This is a genomic window from Microbacterium sp. M28, assembly GCF_025836995.1.
Classification (GTDB): domain Bacteria; phylum Actinomycetota; class Actinomycetes; order Actinomycetales; family Microbacteriaceae; genus Microbacterium.
In genome coordinates, this window is sequence record NZ_CP107546.1 from 850,864 (window position 1) to 867,637 (window position 16,774).

Consider the following 16,774-nt stretch of genomic DNA (forward strand, 5'->3'; position numbering starts at 1 on the left):
GAAACCGCATGGCCCGCATCGTCGTCATCGGAGGGACCGGCTACGCCGGTCGTCACATCGTGCAGGAAGCCGTCAGTCGGGGGCACGAGGTCATCTCGGTGTCCCGCGCGACGCCGGAGAACCCCGTCGACGGGGCGCTGGCCGTCCAGGGCTCGGTCCTCGATCTGGATGCTCTCGGCGATGTCTTCTACGGCGCGGATGCCGTGGTGTCCGCCCTTTCGCCCCGCGGCGATATGGCAGATGCAGTGCTGGACGCCCTGCGCGGACTCGTCGCGAAACTCGAAGGTTCGCCCACGCGTCTCGGAGTCATCGGGGGAGCAGGCGGGAGCCTGGTCGCCCCTGGCGGGCCTCGGCTGTTCGATCAGGACTTCCCCGAGGAGTACCGGCACGAGGCGCAGGTCGGCATCGACTCGCTGGCCCTGCTGGAGGACTCGGATGCCGGCCTGGACTGGTTCTTCATCCACCCGGCCGAGGTCTTCGGGCCCTGGGCCGAGGGCGAGCGCACCGGGCGGTACCGCGACGGCGGCGACGTCCTCGTACGGGACGCCGAAGGCCAATCGTTCATCTCCGGTGCGGACTTCGCGATCGCCGTCGTCGACGAGATCGAGCAGGGCAACCACCACCGGGAGCGCTTCACCGTCGGCTACTGACCCCACGTCCGCTCGGGGCATGCAGCCACTCCCTGCGAACGCATCGTTCGCGGAACCGCCGACCCGTCAGACGAGGTCGCGCCAGTCGAGCGCAGCGGTGTCGTCGGACACGGGCACGGCGTCGGTGACCACGGGGATCGCCATCGTCTCGGTGGGCGGCCCCATGATCGTCGCCTCGTCGCGACGGTGTCGCAGCACTTCGTTGATGTAGCTCGTCAGCACCTCCGCCAGCGGCACGGATCGGCCCTGCGCCTGCGACAGGTACCAGCGGTGCTCCAGCACCTGGTGGAACACCTCGGCAGGCTCGAGCTTCGCCCGCAGGTCGTAGGGGATCGCGCGGACGACGGGTTCGAAGACGCGCGTGAGCCATTCGTGCGCGTACATCTCCTCGTCGGCCCACTGCTTCGTCGAGCGGGCCCGGAACTCGTCGAGATCGTTCAGCAGGCGGCGTGCCTGGTTCTCCTCGACATCGAGGCCGGTGAGGCGGATGAGCCGGCGCTGGTGGTGCCCTGCGTCGACGACCTTCGGCTGGATCTCCACCAGTGTTCCGTCGGCCGTGGTCGACATCGACATCTCGTCGATGTCGAAGCCGAGCGCGTTCAGCCGCTCGACGCGCTCCGTGATACGCCAGGTCTCGTTGGCGGAGAACGACTCGTGAGCCGTGAGGGCCTCCCACAGCGAGCGGTAGGACGACACGATGCCGTCCGCGATGGCGACGGCATCGACGCCGTGCTCGAGTCGCCCGCCGGCGGCGAGGTCCATGATCTCGCCGGCGATGTTGGTGCGCGCCAGATCGAGATCGTAAGCTCGCTGGCCGTCGGTGAGACCCTCCTCGTGCAGTTCGCCAGTCTCGGCATCCACGAGGTAGGCGGCGAAAGCACCCGCATCCCGGCGGAACAGGGTGTTCGACAGCGACACATCACCCCAGTAGAAGCCGACGTTGTGCAGCCGGACGAGCAGCAGCGCGAGCGCGTCGACCAGGCGGGTCGCCGTGTCAGGGCGTAACACCCGGGTGAACAGTGCGCGGTACGGCATCGAGAAGCGCAGATGCGAGGTGACGAGGGCCGCGGGCAGTGCGGTGCCTGCGGCATCGGTTCGGCCGTCGATCACGGCCACCCTCGCCACGCAGGGGACGTCGAGCTTGGCGAGGCTGCCCAGCATCTCGTACTCGCGTCGCGCCATCTCCGCCGTGGTCTCCTTCACGGCGACGACGCGGCCGGAGAGGTCGGCGAAGCGGACCAGGTGCCGGGAGAGGCCCTTGGGAAGCGAGACGATGTGCTCGGACGGCCACTTCCCCAGCGGTACCGACCAAGGCAGCCCCAGCAACCCGGGGTCCACCGCGCTCGCGGTGATTCGCAGAGCGTCCTGCATGCCTGTCCTCGCTGCGGTCTCGTACGGATGGGAAAACGACGCGGCGCGGGCGACCATGAGGTCAGCCCGCGCCGCGTGTGTGGCGAACTTACGCCGCGGAGACGATCGGCTTGTCGTTCAGACGCTCACCGGACTCGAGGTCGAACGCGTGCACGTGGCCCGGGTTCGCGGCCAGCGTGACGGTCTCGCCGGCGTTCGGGTGGCTGCGGCCGTCGACGCGAGCGACGATGTCGGAGCGCTTGCCGTTGATCTCGGTGTGGCCGTACAGGTAGCCGTCAGCGCCGAGCTCCTCGACGAGGTCCACCGTGACCGGGATGCCCTTGCCGTCGGCGGGGCCGACGGTGATGTCCTCGGGGCGGACGCCGACCATGACCTGGCTGCCGTGTGCACGGCCGACCGTGTCGCGGTCGAGCGGGACGACCTCGGAACCGAAGCGCACGCCGCCCTCGGCGAGGTCCGCCGGGAACAGGTTCATGGCGGGGGAGCCGATGAAGCCGGCGACGAAGACGTTGTTCGGCTTCTCGTACAGGTCGCGCGGCGTGCCGACCTGCTGCAGGATGCCGTCCTTGAGGACCGCGATGCGGTCACCCATGGTCAGAGCCTCGGTCTGGTCGTGCGTGACGTAGACCGTCGTGACGCCCAGGCGACGCTGCAGCGACGCGATCTGCGTACGAGTCTGGACGCGGAGCTTGGCGTCGAGGTTCGACAGCGGCTCGTCCATGAGGAACACCTGGGGCTGACGCACGATGGCGCGACCCATGGCGACGCGCTGACGCTGACCACCCGAGAGGGCCTTCGGCTTGCGGGTCAGGTAGTCCTCGAGGTCGAGGAGCTTGGCGGCCTCGAGCACGCGAGCGGCGCGCTCTTCCTTGCCGACGCCGGCGATCTTGAGCGCGAAGCCCATGTTCTCGGCGACGGTCATGTGCGGGTACAGCGCGTAGTTCTGGAAGACCATCGCGATGTCGCGGTCCTTCGGCGGGACGTCTGTGACGTCGCGGTCGCCGATGAGGATGCGGCCGGCGTTGACCTCTTCGAGGCCTGCGAGCATGCGCAGCGACGTGGACTTACCGCAACCGGAGGGGCCGACCAGGACGAGGAACTCGCCGTCTCCCACCTCGAGGTTGAGCTTGTCGACAGCGGGGCGGGTTCCGCCGGGGTACAGGCGGGTGGCGTCATCGAAAGTGACGGTTGCCATTGCATTTCTCCTTCACCGGCAGGTACGTGCCGGACGATCCGTTGTGATGGAAGCGGCGGGGTACACCCGCCGTGGCCCACCTTTGGGCCGAGTTCAGTATGGCATGACTTGCCGCATCTGGGTATTTCCCAGCCTGCCTCGTTAGCATCTACACCAGCGCTGCTCTTCGGAGCGGCCATCGGGGGAACCCGTCCCCTGCAGACTTTCAAGAGGAACGATGTCGAGCGACGAAACGCCGAACGTCCCCACCCCCCGCAATACCCGCGAGGCGGTCCGGGAGAAGGCACAGCAGGTCAACGCCAAGCAGTCCCGCGCGCGCATCGTGCGTCGGATCATCATCGGGCTGGTGGCGGTCGTCGCCGTCGGCGCGGTCGGCACCGCGGTCGCCATGGCCGTGACCTCGTCCGTGTCCGAGCCGGCGATGAACCCGGCCGGCCTCGACGACGACGGAATCGTCGTCGACGAGATCACGGGCGCCATGGTCGCCAGCGCCGAGATCCCTGCGACCCCGACCGCCGAACCGAGCGAGGCCGGCGAAGAGGCGACCCCGACGCCGGAGCCCACCGAGGCCGGCGCCGTCGACATCCACATCTACGTCGACTACCTGTCCCCGGGCGCCGGCGAGTTCGAGCGCGCCAACGCTCTTCAGCTGACCGGATGGATCACCGAGGGCGCGGCCACCGTCACGTACCACCCGGTGTCGCTGCTCACGGCCAACTCGAACGGCACGAAGTACTCGCTGCGTGCCGCTGCGGCCGCCGCCTGCGTCGCGGAGTACTCGCCTGCACAGTTCTACGCGTTCAACCACGAGCTCCTCGTCGGACAGCCCGAGGTCGACAGCGACGGCCGTTCCAACGTCGAACTGGCTGATCTGGCCGGCGCGGTCGGTGTCGACGCGGGCAAGAAGGTCCGCGCGTGCATCGAGGACGAGGACTTCGTGTCCTGGGCGAAGAACGCCACGGCTCGCGCACTCGAAGGCCCGCTGCCGGGGTCGGAGGATCTCGCGCTGAGCGCAGCCCCGATGGTCGTCGTGAACGGCCAGGCGTACGTCGGATCGCTGAAGGACCCGGCGGAGTTCTCGCAGTTCGTGCTCACCGTCTCCAGCGACGCCTACTACGAGGCCGTCGAGACGGCCACTCCGACGCCGACCACGCCGGCGGAGTGACCGCGGCTGACCGCCGCCGCAGCGGTCAGCGCAGGTGCCGGAGATAGCGTTCGGGGGAGTCGAGGAATCCGCGCCACGTGCGGACGAGATCCAGATCGTCGTACTCCGAACGTCGGATGCCCCACTCGCCCAGCTCGTACCGATCGGCGCCGGGGAACGCAGCCAGGACCGGCGAGTGGGTGGACAGGATCACCTGCGAACCGCCGGCCACGAAGTCGAGCAGCTGCCCCATCAGGGCGAGGCATCCGGGCACGGACAGCGCCGATTCGGGTTCGTCCAGGAGCCAGAGCCCGCGGATGCGTTCGCGTTCGGCGACGAGGTCGAGGAACGACTCGCCGTGGCTCCTGGTGTGCAGCGGCCCGCCGACGCCGACCTCTTCGAGGTACGAGTAGAAGCCGTGCATCGTCTCGGCGCGCAGGAAGAACCCGTGTCGAGGAGCTCCGCCGTCGCGGACGAGCTGGAGATGCTCGCCCAGCGTCGACTCGGTGGTGCGGGTCGAGTGCATGGCGCCGGTGGAGCCGCCCTCCGCGTTGAGGCCGTAGGCGATCGCGATGGCTTCGACGAGCGTGGATTTACCGCTGCCGTTCTCCCCGGTGATCACGGTCGCGGGACCGAGGTCCCAGCCGCCGGCCAGCACCTGTGCGACGGCGGGGATCGTCGCAGGCCAGTCGTCGAGCGGCGCTGGCGACAGCGGGTGCGATTCGATGCGGCGGATGGGCAGGCGTGCGGACACGACACCAGTCTGCCTCCGGCCTCCGACGTCCGCGACACGGGGGTTCAGCGGGGTGCCTTAGAATCTCTGGAGCGGCGTTCCAGACGCCGCATGCCGACTTAGCTCAGCTGGTAGAGCACCTGTCTTGTAAACAGGATGTCGCGGGTTCGAACCCCGCAGTCGGCTCCGATCCGCCCTCGGCCCGTTCGTCCGTGTCAGGATGGCACGCATGGACTACACCTCTCTCGGACGCACCGGCACGCAGGTCTCGCGCATCGTCCTCGGAACCATGAACTTCGGCGACCGCACGTCGGAGGAGGAGTCGTTCGCGATCATGGATCGCGCGGTCGAGCTCGGCGTGAACTTCTTCGACACCGCCAACGCATACGGCGGCAGCGGCGGACGCGGCGCGACCGAGGAGATCATCGGACGCTGGTTCGCCGCACGTCCGGGTGTGCGCGACGACATCGTCCTCGCCACGAAGGTCCACTCGCCGATGGTGGCGCCCACGGACGACGGCGATGTCGTCAACGCCCGCGGAGCGTCCGCCTGGCAGGTGCGCCGCGAGGCGATCGGGTCGCTGCGTCGACTGCAGACCGACCGCATCGACCTCTACCAGTTCCACCACATCGACCGTCACATCCCGTGGGAGGAGATGTGGCAGGCCATGGAGATCCTGGTCGCCCGCGGCGAGGTCGTCTACACGGGCAGCTCCAACTTCGCCGCCTGGAACATCGCGCAGGCCAACGAGATCGCGAAGCAGCGGCACTTCCTCGGTCTGGTCAGCGAGCAGTCCCTGTACAACCTCACGCAGCGCATGATCGAGCTCGAGGTCCTCCCTGCCGCTCGCCACTACGGGCTCGGCGTCCTGCCGTGGTCGCCGCTCGGCGGCGGACTGCTCAGCGGAGGATCCACCGACGCGAACGCCCGCTCGAACACCGGGCGCGCAGCCGAGCTCCGTGCCTCGCATCAGGATCAGGTCGACGCATACGAGCGCTTCGCCCACGAGCGGGGCTGGAAGCCGGCGGCTCTCGGGCTGGCGTGGCTGCTGCATCAGCCCGGCGTGACGGGACCCATCATCGGTCCCCGCACCGTCGCGCAGCTGGAGTCGGCCGTCGCGGCCCTCGACATCGCGTTGAGCGAGGACGACCTCCGTGCGCTCGATGAGATCTTCCCCGGTCCTGGCGGCCAGGCTCCGGAGGCCTACGCCTGGTGAGGTGAGGCGACGCCGAACACGTCGGGATCGACGGGGCGCTGCGCGCGCGGCAGCTTCGCCACCACCAACCGGTACGACTCGGTCACCAGCTCTTCGATGAGTCCCGGCTCGAGCGACGGACCCGGTGTCACCGAGATCCAGTGCTTCTTGTTCACGTGGTAGCCAGGCGCGATGTCGGCGAAGGTCGCGCAGAGCGCCTCGGCATCCTCGGGGTGCGACTTCACCGTCACCATCGCCCGGCCGGAGTACTGCGTCTGCAGCATGAAGACCTTTCCACGGACCTTGAAGACATCCCACTCCGGGCCGAACGGATGCTCGAGACCGGCGCCGGGCAGCTCGTCGACCCGGGCCGTCGCCGCGGCCAGCAGGGTTTCGTCATCCATCAGAACAGCTTCTCCGCCGCGCCCTTGTCGTTGGCGCGCGGGGTCGCGACGACCCGCCCGTCCAGGGAAGCCGCGGCCGCCAGCGCATCGTCGATCACATCGCGGCCGCCCTCGGCCAGCAGCCAATCGCGTGCGTGGTCGGTCGGGATCAGCACTGGCATCCGATCATGGATCCCGGCCAGGTGCTCGGGGGCGGGGCGCATGACGATCGAGAAGCACGTGAACCACTGGCCGTCCGTCGTGCGGCCCCGCTGCGTGACCGCCGCCATGCCGAACAGGGCACCGCTGTCGAGACCGAACTCGTGCCACACCCGGTCGGGCTTGCGCAGTTCGAACCAGCCCGTCGCCGGGACGATCGCGCGGGAACGAGCCTTGCCAGGCTGATCCTGCAGACGCTCGGAGCGCGTGTTGATCGACGGGAACTTCGCCGGCCCGCCGTTCACGAGGAACCCCCACCACGCGGGCTCCAGCGTCGCCTCGCCGTCGATGGGGAGCACGATCGGATTGAGGTTGCGCAGGTTCTTGCCGGTCGGACGCAGCGTCTCACCGGCGTTGCGCTGCGCCCACTCGCGCAGCCCGTCGAGGATGTCGGCATCCGCCTCGGCCAGCAGCTCGGCGTCGGTGAATCGAGGATCGAGTCCGTAGCTTGCGCACATGCGGCCAGAGTAGTCCTGACCACGGACATCCGGTGCGGACCGGTTCGGGTAGCGTGGCACGGTGCCCACGACCCGCCAGCTGCCCGCCTTCGCGGCGATCGGAGGCGCGGTCGCGATCGGAGCGATGACCGCCGTCCAGGCGCGCATCAACGGCGTCCTCGGCGTCCGTCTCGAAGACGGCGTCGTCGCAGGCCTCGTCTCGTTCGGGTCCGGTCTGCTGCTGCTGGTCGTCCTGGTCGGGGTGGTGCCCTCCGGGCGAGCCGGAATGGTGCGATTGTGGCGCGGCGTTCGGTCGGGCGGCATCCCGCCGTGGATGCTGCTGGGCGGCGCGTGCGGCGCGTTGACCGTCACCACACAGGGACTGACCGCAGCCGTCCTCGGGGTGTCCCTGTTCACAGTCGGCGTGGTGGCCGGGCAGACGCTGCACAGCCTGATCCTCGACCGCATCGGCTTCGGTCCGGCCGGGGTGGTCGCCGTCACCATGGGGCGCGTCGCCGGGGGAGCGCTCGCTCTGGTCGCGGTAGGCATCTCGCTGGGCGGTGACGTGCTCGCCTCGGCGCCGCTGTGGATGCTGATCCTGCCCTTCGCCGCGGGCATCGGCATCGCATGGCAGCAGGCGGCGAACGGCCGGCTCGCGCAGCGCGTCGGGTCGCCGGTGATCGCCACCACGATGAGCTTCATCGCAGGGACCGTCGTGCTCGCGCTCGCCGCCGGCATCAGCGTGATCGTCAACGGGCCACCCGCGTCCCTGCCCACCGAGCCATGGGTGTACCTCGGCGGACTGCTGGGCGTCGTCTACATCTTCCTCGGTGCACGACTGGTCGCGCAGACCGGCGTCCTGCTGCTGGGGCTCGGGTCCGTGCTCGGTCAGCTCATCACGGCCGTGATCATCGATGCCGTCTGGCCCGCCGAGGCAGGGCCGTCGCTCTGGCAGACGGTGGCGATGGTCGCCGTCGCGGTGGCGAGCGTCCTCGTCGCTGTGATCCGTCCGCGCCGGCGCTGAAGGTCGGCTACTTCTTCGACTTCTTCTGCGGCATCCGGGTCAGCAGGGCCCTGGCGTCCACGGGCTTGCGGCGCCCAGGCTTCTTCTCGGGCTTGCCGCCGACGTAGAGCCAGCCCAGCAGTTCTTCGTTCTTCTTGAGCCCGTGCGCCTTCGCGACCGCCTTCGACCGCGTGTAATGCCCGGTGCGCCAGATGACGCCCCAGCCCGCCTCGTCGAGCAGCAGGCTCAGCGTGTGGGCGACGCCGGAGGCGACGGCCTCCTGCTCCCAGCGGGGGACCTTGTCGCTGTTGCGGTAGCTGGCGACGATCGCGATGAGCAGCGAGGCGCGCAACGGCTTCGACGACGGATGCTTGTCGCCCTCCGCTTTTGCGATCGCCGTACCGAGTCGTTCGCGGTCCGCACCGCGCAGCTCGATGAGCCGCCATGGGCGCAACGACGAGTGATCCGCCACGCGCCCTGCAGCCGCGACGAGCGGCAGCAGCTGCTCACGGGTCGGGGCCTCGTCTGTGACCTTCGACCAGGACTGCCGAGCGCGGACCGCGTCGAGTGCGCTCACGCCTGCGGTGCCTCTGGAGTCTCGGGGGAGAAGTTCAGGGCGAGCGAGTTCATGCAGTACCGGTCGCCCGTCGGTGTGCCGAATCCGTCGGGGAAGACGTGGCCCAGGTGCGATCCGCAGTTCGCGCAGCGCACCTCCGTGCGCACCATGCCGAGGGTGGTGTCCTCGATGAGCTCGACCGCCTCAGGGCGGATGGACTCGTAGAAGCTCGGCCAGCCGCAGCCGGAATCGAACTTGGTGCCGCTCCGGAACAGCTCCGCACCGCACGCACCGCAGGTGTAGAGGCCTGCGCGGGCTTCGTCGAGCAGCTCGCCCGTCCAGGCCCGTTCGGTCGCCGCCTGGCGCAGCACCGCGTACTGCTGATCGCTGAGCTCTGCACGCCACTCGGCGTCTGACTTGTTCACGCTGTAGGACATCGGACCTCCTGAGTCGTGAACCATTCTCTCGCGTCCGGGAGCGGATCGGCGCGTGCGGGCTGCAAGCGCGCTGGGAGTGGCTCCCCTGATTGCCGCGGCGCGCGGCGTAGGCTTCGGGCATGCTCGGAGATCTGACGGACCGCGACCGCGCGATTCTCGCGCTCGAGGTCTCCTGGCCGAGGCACAGCGGATCGAAGGAAGAAGCGATCCGCACGCAGCTCGGGATGAGCCCGGCGCGCTACTACCAGCTGCTGTGGCGCCTCATCGACACCGAGCAGGCGCTCGAGCACGACCCTCTGCTGGTCAGGCGCCTCCGGCGGATCCGTGATGCCCGCGGGGTGCAGCGCAGTGCGCGGATGCAGGGCTTCGTCGGCTGAGATCGGGCGACACCCGCATCCTGGACGTCTCCGATGAGGACGCCGAGATGCATGCCATAGCATCGAGGGGTGTCCAAGCCCGTTCGTGATCGATTCGACGACGTCCCCCGCACATCCGGACGTGTAGGCGCGCACCGCGCCGAGAATCCCGGAGGCAACGGCTGGATGGTCCTGCTCTGGTCCGTCGTCGCCGCCCTCGTCCTGCTCGTGGTCGGGATCTTCATCTCGCTCGTCGTCATGGGACGCATCGCGCTGGTCCCCGAGACGCAGGAGACCGTGGCACCCACTCCGCAGGAGACCGCGGTCCTGGACACCTCCTACTCGGTCCTCATCCTCAACGCCACGCCGGACGACGGCCTCGACGATCAGATGCGCGACGAACTGATCAACGCCGGATTCACTGCTGACCTCGTCCTGGCCACGGACGGGAACGCCGACGATTTCCCCGAGACGACGATCTACTACATCGACGCGGCGGATGAGGAGGCCGCGCTCGCGCTGGCCGATCTCATCGGCGGCGCGGCGGTGGAGCAGAGCGACTACTACGCCGCGATGAACGACACCGGACAGGCCCAGTTGACGGTCGTGATCGGTCTCGATCGCGTGGAAGAGGCACCCGCCGAGTAGGCCGCCGACGAGCGCCGGCAGCCTCCGACCGGCGACTGTTTCTCCCGTGGCGTACGCGGCTTGCACTCGATGGGGTCGAGTGCCAGAATGGGCGTTAGCACTCGATCACTCTGAGTGCTAAACCGAACGTATACGTCCAGGAGGGACGACAAAACTCATGGCAAAGATCATCGCTTTCGATGAGGAGGCCCGTCGCGGTCTCGAGCGCGGCCTGAACATCCTCGCCGACGCTGTCAAGGTGACCCTCGGCCCGCGCGGTCGCAACGTCGTACTCGAGAAGAAGTGGGGCGCACCCACGATCACGAACGACGGCGTCTCGATCGCCAAGGAGATCGAGCTGGACGACCCGTACGAGAAGATCGGCGCGGAGCTCGTCAAGGAGGTCGCCAAGAAGACCGATGACGTCGCCGGTGACGGAACAACCACCGCGACCGTGCTCGCTCAGGCGCTCGTCCGCGAAGGCCTGCGCAACGTCGCAGCCGGCGCAGACCCGATCTCACTGAAGAAGGGCATCGAGAAGGCCGTCGCGGCCATCACCGAAGAGCTGCTCTCCAGCGCCAAGGAGATCGAGTCCAAGGAGGAGATCGCGGCCACCGCGTCCATCTCCGCCGCTGACGCCTCGATCGGCGAGTTGATCGCCGAGGCGATCGACAAGGTCGGCAAGGAGGGCGTCGTCACCGTCGAGGAGTCGCAGACCTTCGGCACCGAGCTCGAGCTCACCGAGGGCATGCGCTTCGACAAGGGCTACATCAACCCCTACTTCGTCACGGACCCCGACCGCCAGGAAGCCGTGTTCGAGGAGCCCTACATCCTCATCGCCAACTCGAAGATCTCGAACATCAAGGACCTGCTCCCGGTGGTCGACAAGGTCATCCAGGACGGCAAGGAGCTCGTCATCATCGCCGAGGACGTCGAGGGCGAGGCGCTCGCGACTCTCGTGCTCAACAAGATCCGCGGCATCTTCAAGTCGGCTGCCGTCAAGGCTCCCGGCTTCGGCGACCGCCGCAAGGCGCAGCTGCAGGACATCGCGATCCTCACCGGTGGTCAGGTCATCACCGAAGAGGTCGGTCTCAAGCTCGAGAACACGACGCTGGATCTGCTCGGCCGTGCGCGCAAGGTCATCATCACCAAGGATGAGACCACGATCATCGAGGGCGCCGGCGAGGCTGACGCCATCGAGGGTCGCGTGACCCAGATCCGTCGCGAGATCGACAACACCGACAGCGACTACGACCGCGAGAAGCTGCAGGAGCGCCTGGCGAAGCTCGCCGGTGGCGTCGCCGTCATCAAGGCGGGCGCTGCGACCGAGGTCGAGCTCAAGGAGCGCAAGCACCGCATCGAGGACGCCGTCCGCAACGCGAAGGCAGCTGTGGAAGAGGGCATCGTCCCCGGTGGTGGCGTCGCGCTCATCCAGGCAGGCACCAAGGCCCTCGACGCTCTCGAGCTCGACGGTGACGAGTCGACCGGTGCGAACATCGTCCGCGTCGCGATCTCGGCTCCGCTGAAGCAGATCGCCCTGAACGCCGGCCTCGAGCCCGGTGTCGTCGCGGCGAAGGTCGCGGAGCTGCCGATCGGCCAGGGCCTCAACGCGGCCACGGGCGAGTACGTCGACATGTTCGCAGCGGGCATCATCGACCCGGCCAAGGTGACGCGTTCGGCTCTGCAGAACGCGGCGTCGATCGCGGGCCTGTTCCTCACGACCGAGGCCGTCGTCGCCGACAAGCCCGAGAAGAACCCGGCTCCGGTCGGCGACCCGTCGGGCGGCATGGACTTCTGAGTCCAACCCATCGCACACAGAAACGCCCCGGCTTCGGCCGGGGCGTTTCTGCGTTCCGCGGCGGGGGATCAGCGGAACAGGCTCGCGGAGTAGGCGTCCGCATCGTCGTAGTTGCGGGATGCGGCGCCGAGCGCGACGCTGATCGAGGCGAGCACCTGCTCGACGTGCAACTGAGCAGCACGCCACTGCTCTCCGCAGGACTGGAACGCCGCCGAGGCGTTGCCCGTCCAGGAGGACTGCAGCTGGGTCAGTTGAGCGGCCAGTGCGGCCGATTCGGCCTGCAGGCGCTCGACCGTGCCGCGCGCGGCTGCGGTGGCGGCGTTGACGGCTTCGGTGTCGACGCTGAAGACGGACATGAGGACTCCTCTCGTGGCCCGACGTCGCCCGCCGGGAGCTTCGAGAATAGGAGCGCAGCGGATCACACCGTCCGCCGGGGATACGGCATCCACGGCATCCGTGGAGACGCGGGGCCACGTGCGGATCGGTGCAGGAGAAGTGCAGGGCCGGGTGGCGTCAGAGCTCGAGCGGTTCGATCGGCTGCGTGTCCTGGAGCAGGTGCTCGGGGATGGCGCGGGCCGGTGCGAGCGGCAGCGTCACGGTGAAGGTCGCACCGCCGCCGGGAGTCTCCGAGACCGAGACGGAGCCGTGCAGCGCATCGACGATGGAGGCGACGATCGCCAGGCCCAGGCCGGAGCCGCCTGTTTCACGAGCCCGCGACGTGTCGGCGCGCCAGAACCGCTGGAAGATCTGCTCCCTGATCTGCTCCGGCACGCCCTCGCCGTGATCGGCGATCGCGATCGTGCCGACGCCGGCCGCGCGGTCGGCGCCGACGATGATCTCGATCGGAGACTCCTCGTTCGAGAACCGACGGGCGTTGCCGAGCAGATTCGCCACGACCTGGCGGACCTTGTTCTCCTCGCCGAGCACGATCGGCGGAGTGCTCACCGGGTTGTCGATGACCTCGCTGAAATCGATCTCGGGGACCGGCTCCGACTGCGGCGTCCTGGGGCGTCGACGCAGTCGTGCCAGCGTCGCGCCTGCGCGACCGCGCGGAGCCTGCGGTGGACGGTGCGGTTCGATGGGCACCGTGCCGGTCGGGGGTCTGAGCGGCGGCCGGTCGGCGGTCGTGTCGACGACGGTGACCGTCCGGCCGGGGGCTGCGGCACGGACATCCAGCGCGGCATCCCGCGCGATCGGGCGCAGGTCCAGCGGGGAGATCTCCGGTTCGCGCTCCTCGTCGAGACGGGCGAGGGCGAGCAGGTCCTCGACGAGGACGCCCATCCGGATCGCCTCCTTCTCGATGCGCTCCATCGCCCGTGCCGTGTCCTCCTCGCCGCGGATGGCGCCCATCCGGTAGAGCTCCGCGTAGCCGCGGACGCTCACCAGCGGCGTCCGCAGCTCGTGGCTGGCGTCGCCGATGAATCGGCGCATGTGCTGCACGGTCCGGTCGCGGTCCGCGATGGAACGATCCAGACGATCGAGCATCGTGTTGATCGCGAGGTTGAGCCTGCCGACCTCGGTGGTCGGTTCGAGATCCGTCATGCGCTGGCCGAAGTCGCCGGCGGCGATCGCCATCGCCGTCGTCTCGACATGGCCGAGGCGACGGAAAGTCAGCGTGACCAGTCCGCGGATCAGCAGCGCGGCGATGAGGATCGTGAACAGTGCGACGGTCGTGTAGACGCCGAGGTAGAGACCGATGATCCGGTCGACCTCCTCGAGGGGCATCGCGACGTACTGCACGTAGACGAGACCGTCGGGTCCCGGCTTGGTGCTCACCGCGCCGTGGAACGGGGTCTTCCCGTCGACGCCCGTCAGCACCAGCGGGATGGTCTCTTCGTCGGCCTTGGCTTCGGTGAGCGGATAGGTCTCCGGGAAGTCGGGTGCAACGGCATCCTGAGCCCCGCCGGCCTGAGCGATGAAGGCGCCACCGGCGTCGTAGAAGGCGACGAAGGCCTCGCTGCGGACGGCATCCTCCCGCTCGGTGAGGACGAGCCCCCCGTTCCCGTCCGACGTGACGGTGAAGAACCGTTCGATCATGCTGGTGCTGGCCAACTGGCCCAGCTGGACATTGATGTTGCTGATCAACGCCACGCGCATGATCGGGACCGTGCCGATGCCGGCGACCAGCAGGCCGAGCGCCAGCACCGCGACGGTGACGCCGGTGACCTTGGCCCGCAGACTGATCCGCCGCCACCAGGTGGTGACCGCGTCGGGCTTGTTCGCCATGCGGTCCCTCCCGTGAACGGCGTGCGACGGTCGGGTCAGGCGGACTTGCCGCCGACCTTCAGCATGTAGCCGAAGCCGCGCTTGGTCTGGATGAGGGATTCCTCGGTGTGCGGGTCGATCTTGCGGCGCAGGTAGGAGATGTAGCTCTCCACGATCCCGGCATCCCCGTTGAAGTCGTACTCCCAGACGTGATCGAGGATCTGCGCCTTCGACAGCACACGGTTCGGATTGAGCATGAGGTAGCGGAGCAGCTTGAACTCGGTCGGGCTGAGCTCGATCGGGACCTTGCCGACGTAGACGTCGTGCGTGTCCTGGTCCATCGACAGCTCACCGGCGCGGATGATCGACTCCTCGTCGGCCTGCATCGTGCGGCGGAGGATGGCCTGCGCGCGTGCGACGATCTCGTCCAGGGCGAACGGCTTGGTGACGTAGTCGTCGCCGCCCGCGTTGAGACCCTCGATCTTGTCCTGGGTGTCGTCCTTGGCGGTGAGGAACAGGATCGGCGCGGTGAATCCGGCGCCGCGCAGCCTCTTGGTGACGCTGAAGCCGTTCATGTCGGGAAGCATGACGTCGAGGATGATGAGGTCGGGCTCCTCCTCGAGGACCGCCGAGATCGTGGCGGCTCCGTTCCCGACGGTCTTCACCTGGAAACCGGCGAAGCTCAGACCCGTGGACAGCAGGTCGCGGATGTTCGGCTCGTCATCGACGACCAGGATGCGCGCATCAGTCATGCCCCCATTATGGTGACTCAACCCATGCCGTGGCTGACCATTCGCGGAATGGCGCGCAGTGACTATGCCGCGGCGAGCTCGTCAGCGTCGAGGATCGTATAGCTGTAGCCCTGCTCCGCGAGGAACCGCTGGCGGTTCTGCGCGTAGTCCTGATCGACCGTGTCGCGCGCGATGAGTGTGTAGAAGCTCGCGGTGTGCCCGGACTGCTTGGGCCGCAGGAGTCGCCCGAGACGCTGCGCCTCCTCCTGTCGCGAGCCGAACGATCCGGACACCTGGATCGCGACGGATGCCTCCGGCAGGTCGATCGAGAAGTTGGCCACCTTGGAGACCACGAGGAGAGAGATGTCGCCCTCGCGGAACGCGCGGTAGAGCTCCTCGCGCTCGTCGACCGGGGTGGCGCCGGTGATCTGCGGGGCGTTCAGCGCCTCGGACAGCGTCTCGAGCTGGTCGAGGTACTGACCGATGACGAGGATCTGCTCGCCAGGATGCTTGGCGATCAGCTCCCGCACCGCATCGATCTTCGCGGGCGCCGACGCGGCCAGCCGGTAGCGGTCGTCGTCGGTGGCGGCCGCGTATTCGAGCCGGTCGCTCGGCGGCAGATCGACGCGCACCTCGTAGCAGGCGGCGGGCGAGATGAAGCCCTGCGCCTCGATCTGCTTCCACGGTGCGTCGAAGCGCTTGGGTCCGATCAGGCTGAACACATCGCCCTCCCGGCCGTCCTCGCGGACGAGCGTCGCGGTCAGGCCGATGCGGCGGCGCGCCTGCAGGTCTGCCGTCAGCTTGAACACGGGCGCCGGAAGGAGATGGACCTCGTCGTAGATGATGAGGCCCCAGTCCAGAGCATCCAGCAGCGCGAGGTGCGCGTACTGACCTTTCCGCTTGGCGGTCAGGATCTGGTACGTCGCGATCGTGACGGGCTTGACCTCCTTCGCCTGACCGGAGTACTCGCCGATCTCCTCCGGCGTGAGCGACGTGCGCTTGAGCAGCTCGTCGCGCCACTGCCGGGCCGAGACGGTGTTGGTCACGAGGATCAGGGTCGTGGTCTTGGTCGCGGCCATGGCGCCAGCGCCCACGATGGTCTTGCCGGCGCCGCAGGGCAGCACCACGACACCCGAGCCGTCCTTCGAGAACGCGTCGACGGCATCCTGCTGGTACGGGCGGATGTGCCAGCCGTCCTCGTCGAGATCGATCTCGTGCGGTGTCCCTGGGGTGTAGCCGGCGAGGTCCTCCGCCGGCCAGCCGATCTTCAGCAGCTCCTGCTTGATCTGGCCGCGCGCCCACGCGTCGACGACGTACGTGTCAGGGGCCGGGTGGCCGACCAGCAGAGGCTGGATGCGCTTGTTGTTCGCGACCTGAGTGAGCACGGCCGGGTCGATCGAGCGCAGGATGAGGGTCCCCTCCTCGTCGCGTTCGATCGTGAGACGCCCGTATCGGCCTACCGTCTCCTTGAGATCGACGGCGACCGACGGCGGGACAGGGAACCGGGACCACCGATCGAGCGTCTCCAGCATGTCATCGGCGCTGTGGCCGGCGGCGCGGGCGTTCCACAGGCCGAGCCGGGTGATGCGATAGGTGTGGATGTGCTCCGGCGCGCGCTCGAGCTCGGTGAAGATGGCCAGCTCGTGGCGGGCGCTCTCGGCATCCGGGTGCGCGACCTCGAGCAGGACGGTGCGATCGCTCTGGACGATCAGTGGGCCATCAGACATAGCTGTC

General features: G+C 68.5%; 18 protein-coding genes and 1 tRNA gene. 8 read left to right on the forward strand and 11 right to left on the reverse strand.

From position 1 onward, the window contains the following. Positions 1-8 precede the first annotated feature (8 nt). Positions 9-650, forward strand: a complete 642-nt coding sequence (locus tag OED01_RS04210) for an NAD(P)-dependent oxidoreductase (RefSeq protein ID WP_264157131.1) — start codon at positions 9-11, stop codon at positions 648-650. A gap of 66 nt (positions 651-716) precedes the next feature. Here OED01_RS04210 and OED01_RS04215 read toward each other — a convergent pair whose 3' ends face one another. Both OED01_RS04215 and OED01_RS04220 read right to left on the reverse strand, forming a co-directional pair. Then, complete coding sequence (locus tag OED01_RS04215; protein WP_264157132.1) at positions 717-2,021, reverse strand: DUF4032 domain-containing protein; 1,305 nt, start codon at positions 2,019-2,021, stop codon at positions 717-719. A gap of 88 nt (positions 2,022-2,109) precedes the next feature. Continuing rightward, positions 2,110-3,216: an ABC transporter ATP-binding protein gene (locus OED01_RS04220; RefSeq protein ID WP_264157133.1), complete on the reverse strand. Its 1,107-nt coding sequence runs from the start codon at positions 3,214-3,216 to the stop codon at positions 2,110-2,112. A 217-nt stretch (positions 3,217-3,433) separates the two neighbouring features. On the opposite strand from OED01_RS04220, the gene OED01_RS04225 reads away from it, so the two are divergent. After that, a complete protein-coding gene (locus tag OED01_RS04225; RefSeq protein WP_264157134.1) occupies positions 3,434-4,381 on the forward strand; it encodes a DsbA family protein in 948 nt (315 codons plus the stop codon). A 25-nt stretch (positions 4,382-4,406) separates the two neighbouring features. On the opposite strand, the gene OED01_RS04230 is transcribed toward OED01_RS04225, so the two are convergent. Further along, on the reverse strand, positions 4,407-5,114 hold the full coding sequence (locus OED01_RS04230) for an AAA family ATPase (RefSeq protein ID WP_264157135.1): 708 nt from the start codon (positions 5,112-5,114) through the stop codon (positions 4,407-4,409). A gap of 92 nt (positions 5,115-5,206) precedes the next feature. On the opposite strand from OED01_RS04230, the gene OED01_RS04235 reads away from it, so the two are divergent. Next, positions 5,207-5,279 (forward strand) — tRNA-Thr (locus tag OED01_RS04235). Positions 5,280-5,322: 43 nt separating this feature from the next. Further along, positions 5,323-6,309 carry an aldo/keto reductase gene (locus OED01_RS04240; protein ID WP_264157136.1) on the forward strand — a complete coding sequence of 329 codons (987 nt, stop codon included), beginning with the start codon at positions 5,323-5,325 and terminating at the stop codon, positions 6,307-6,309. On the opposite strand, the gene OED01_RS04245 is transcribed toward OED01_RS04240, so the two are convergent. Next, entirely contained in the window at positions 6,297-6,692 is a 396-nt protein-coding gene (locus OED01_RS04245) for an MmcQ/YjbR family DNA-binding protein (RefSeq protein ID WP_264157137.1), read from the reverse strand. The genes OED01_RS04240 and OED01_RS04245 overlap by 13 nt on opposite strands. After that, positions 6,692-7,348 (reverse strand): SOS response-associated peptidase, encoded by a 657-nt coding sequence (locus OED01_RS04250; RefSeq protein WP_264157138.1) that lies wholly within the window; start codon positions 7,346-7,348, stop codon positions 6,692-6,694. Before OED01_RS04250 ends, OED01_RS04245 begins: the two co-directional genes overlap by 1 nt. A 61-nt stretch (positions 7,349-7,409) precedes the next feature. Between OED01_RS04250 and OED01_RS04255 the strand changes: the two genes are divergently transcribed. Then, positions 7,410-8,351 (forward strand): DMT family transporter, encoded by a 942-nt coding sequence (locus OED01_RS04255; protein ID WP_264157139.1) that lies wholly within the window; start codon positions 7,410-7,412, stop codon positions 8,349-8,351. 7 nt (positions 8,352-8,358) lie between these two features. On the opposite strand, the gene OED01_RS04260 is transcribed toward OED01_RS04255, so the two are convergent. Then, complete coding sequence (locus OED01_RS04260; RefSeq protein WP_264157140.1) at positions 8,359-8,907, reverse strand: nitroreductase family protein; 549 nt, start codon at positions 8,905-8,907, stop codon at positions 8,359-8,361. Beyond that, the gene (gene msrB, locus OED01_RS04265) at positions 8,904-9,323 is read right to left on the reverse strand and encodes a peptide-methionine (R)-S-oxide reductase MsrB (protein WP_264157141.1); all 420 of its coding nucleotides are present in this window, start codon (positions 9,321-9,323) and stop codon (positions 8,904-8,906) included. The genes OED01_RS04260 and msrB overlap by 4 nt, the downstream gene beginning before the upstream one ends. A 119-nt stretch (positions 9,324-9,442) precedes the next feature. Between msrB and OED01_RS04270 the strand changes: the two genes are divergently transcribed. From OED01_RS04270 to groL, 3 genes are all read left to right on the forward strand, one after another. Beyond that, positions 9,443-9,700, forward strand: a complete 258-nt coding sequence (locus tag OED01_RS04270) for a DUF3263 domain-containing protein (RefSeq protein WP_264157142.1) — start codon at positions 9,443-9,445, stop codon at positions 9,698-9,700. A gap of 69 nt (positions 9,701-9,769) precedes the next feature. After that, positions 9,770-10,327, forward strand: coding sequence for a LytR C-terminal domain-containing protein (locus tag OED01_RS04275; protein WP_264157143.1), 558 nt, complete (start codon positions 9,770-9,772; stop codon positions 10,325-10,327). A 157-nt stretch (positions 10,328-10,484) separates the two neighbouring features. Further along, positions 10,485-12,104 carry a chaperonin GroEL gene (gene groL, locus OED01_RS04280; RefSeq protein ID WP_264157144.1) on the forward strand — a complete coding sequence of 540 codons (1,620 nt, stop codon included), beginning with the start codon at positions 10,485-10,487 and terminating at the stop codon, positions 12,102-12,104. Between the two features lie 68 nt (positions 12,105-12,172). Here the strand turns inward: groL and OED01_RS04285 are convergent, their stop codons facing one another. The 4 genes from OED01_RS04285 to OED01_RS04300 all read right to left on the reverse strand — a co-directional run bounded on the left by OED01_RS04285 (position 12,173) and on the right by OED01_RS04300 (position 16,767). Then, complete coding sequence (locus OED01_RS04285) at positions 12,173-12,460, reverse strand: WXG100 family type VII secretion target (protein ID WP_264157145.1); 288 nt, start codon at positions 12,458-12,460, stop codon at positions 12,173-12,175. 157 nt (positions 12,461-12,617) lie between these two features. Continuing rightward, positions 12,618-14,330: a sensor histidine kinase gene (locus tag OED01_RS04290; protein ID WP_264157146.1), complete on the reverse strand. Its 1,713-nt coding sequence runs from the start codon at positions 14,328-14,330 to the stop codon at positions 12,618-12,620. Between the two features lie 35 nt (positions 14,331-14,365). Next, on the reverse strand, positions 14,366-15,061 hold the full coding sequence (locus OED01_RS04295; protein WP_120229555.1) for a response regulator transcription factor: 696 nt from the start codon (positions 15,059-15,061) through the stop codon (positions 14,366-14,368). Between the two features lie 62 nt (positions 15,062-15,123). Next, entirely contained in the window at positions 15,124-16,767 is a 1,644-nt protein-coding gene (locus OED01_RS04300; protein WP_264157147.1) for a DNA repair helicase XPB, read from the reverse strand. Positions 16,768-16,774: the final 7 nt, after the last annotated feature.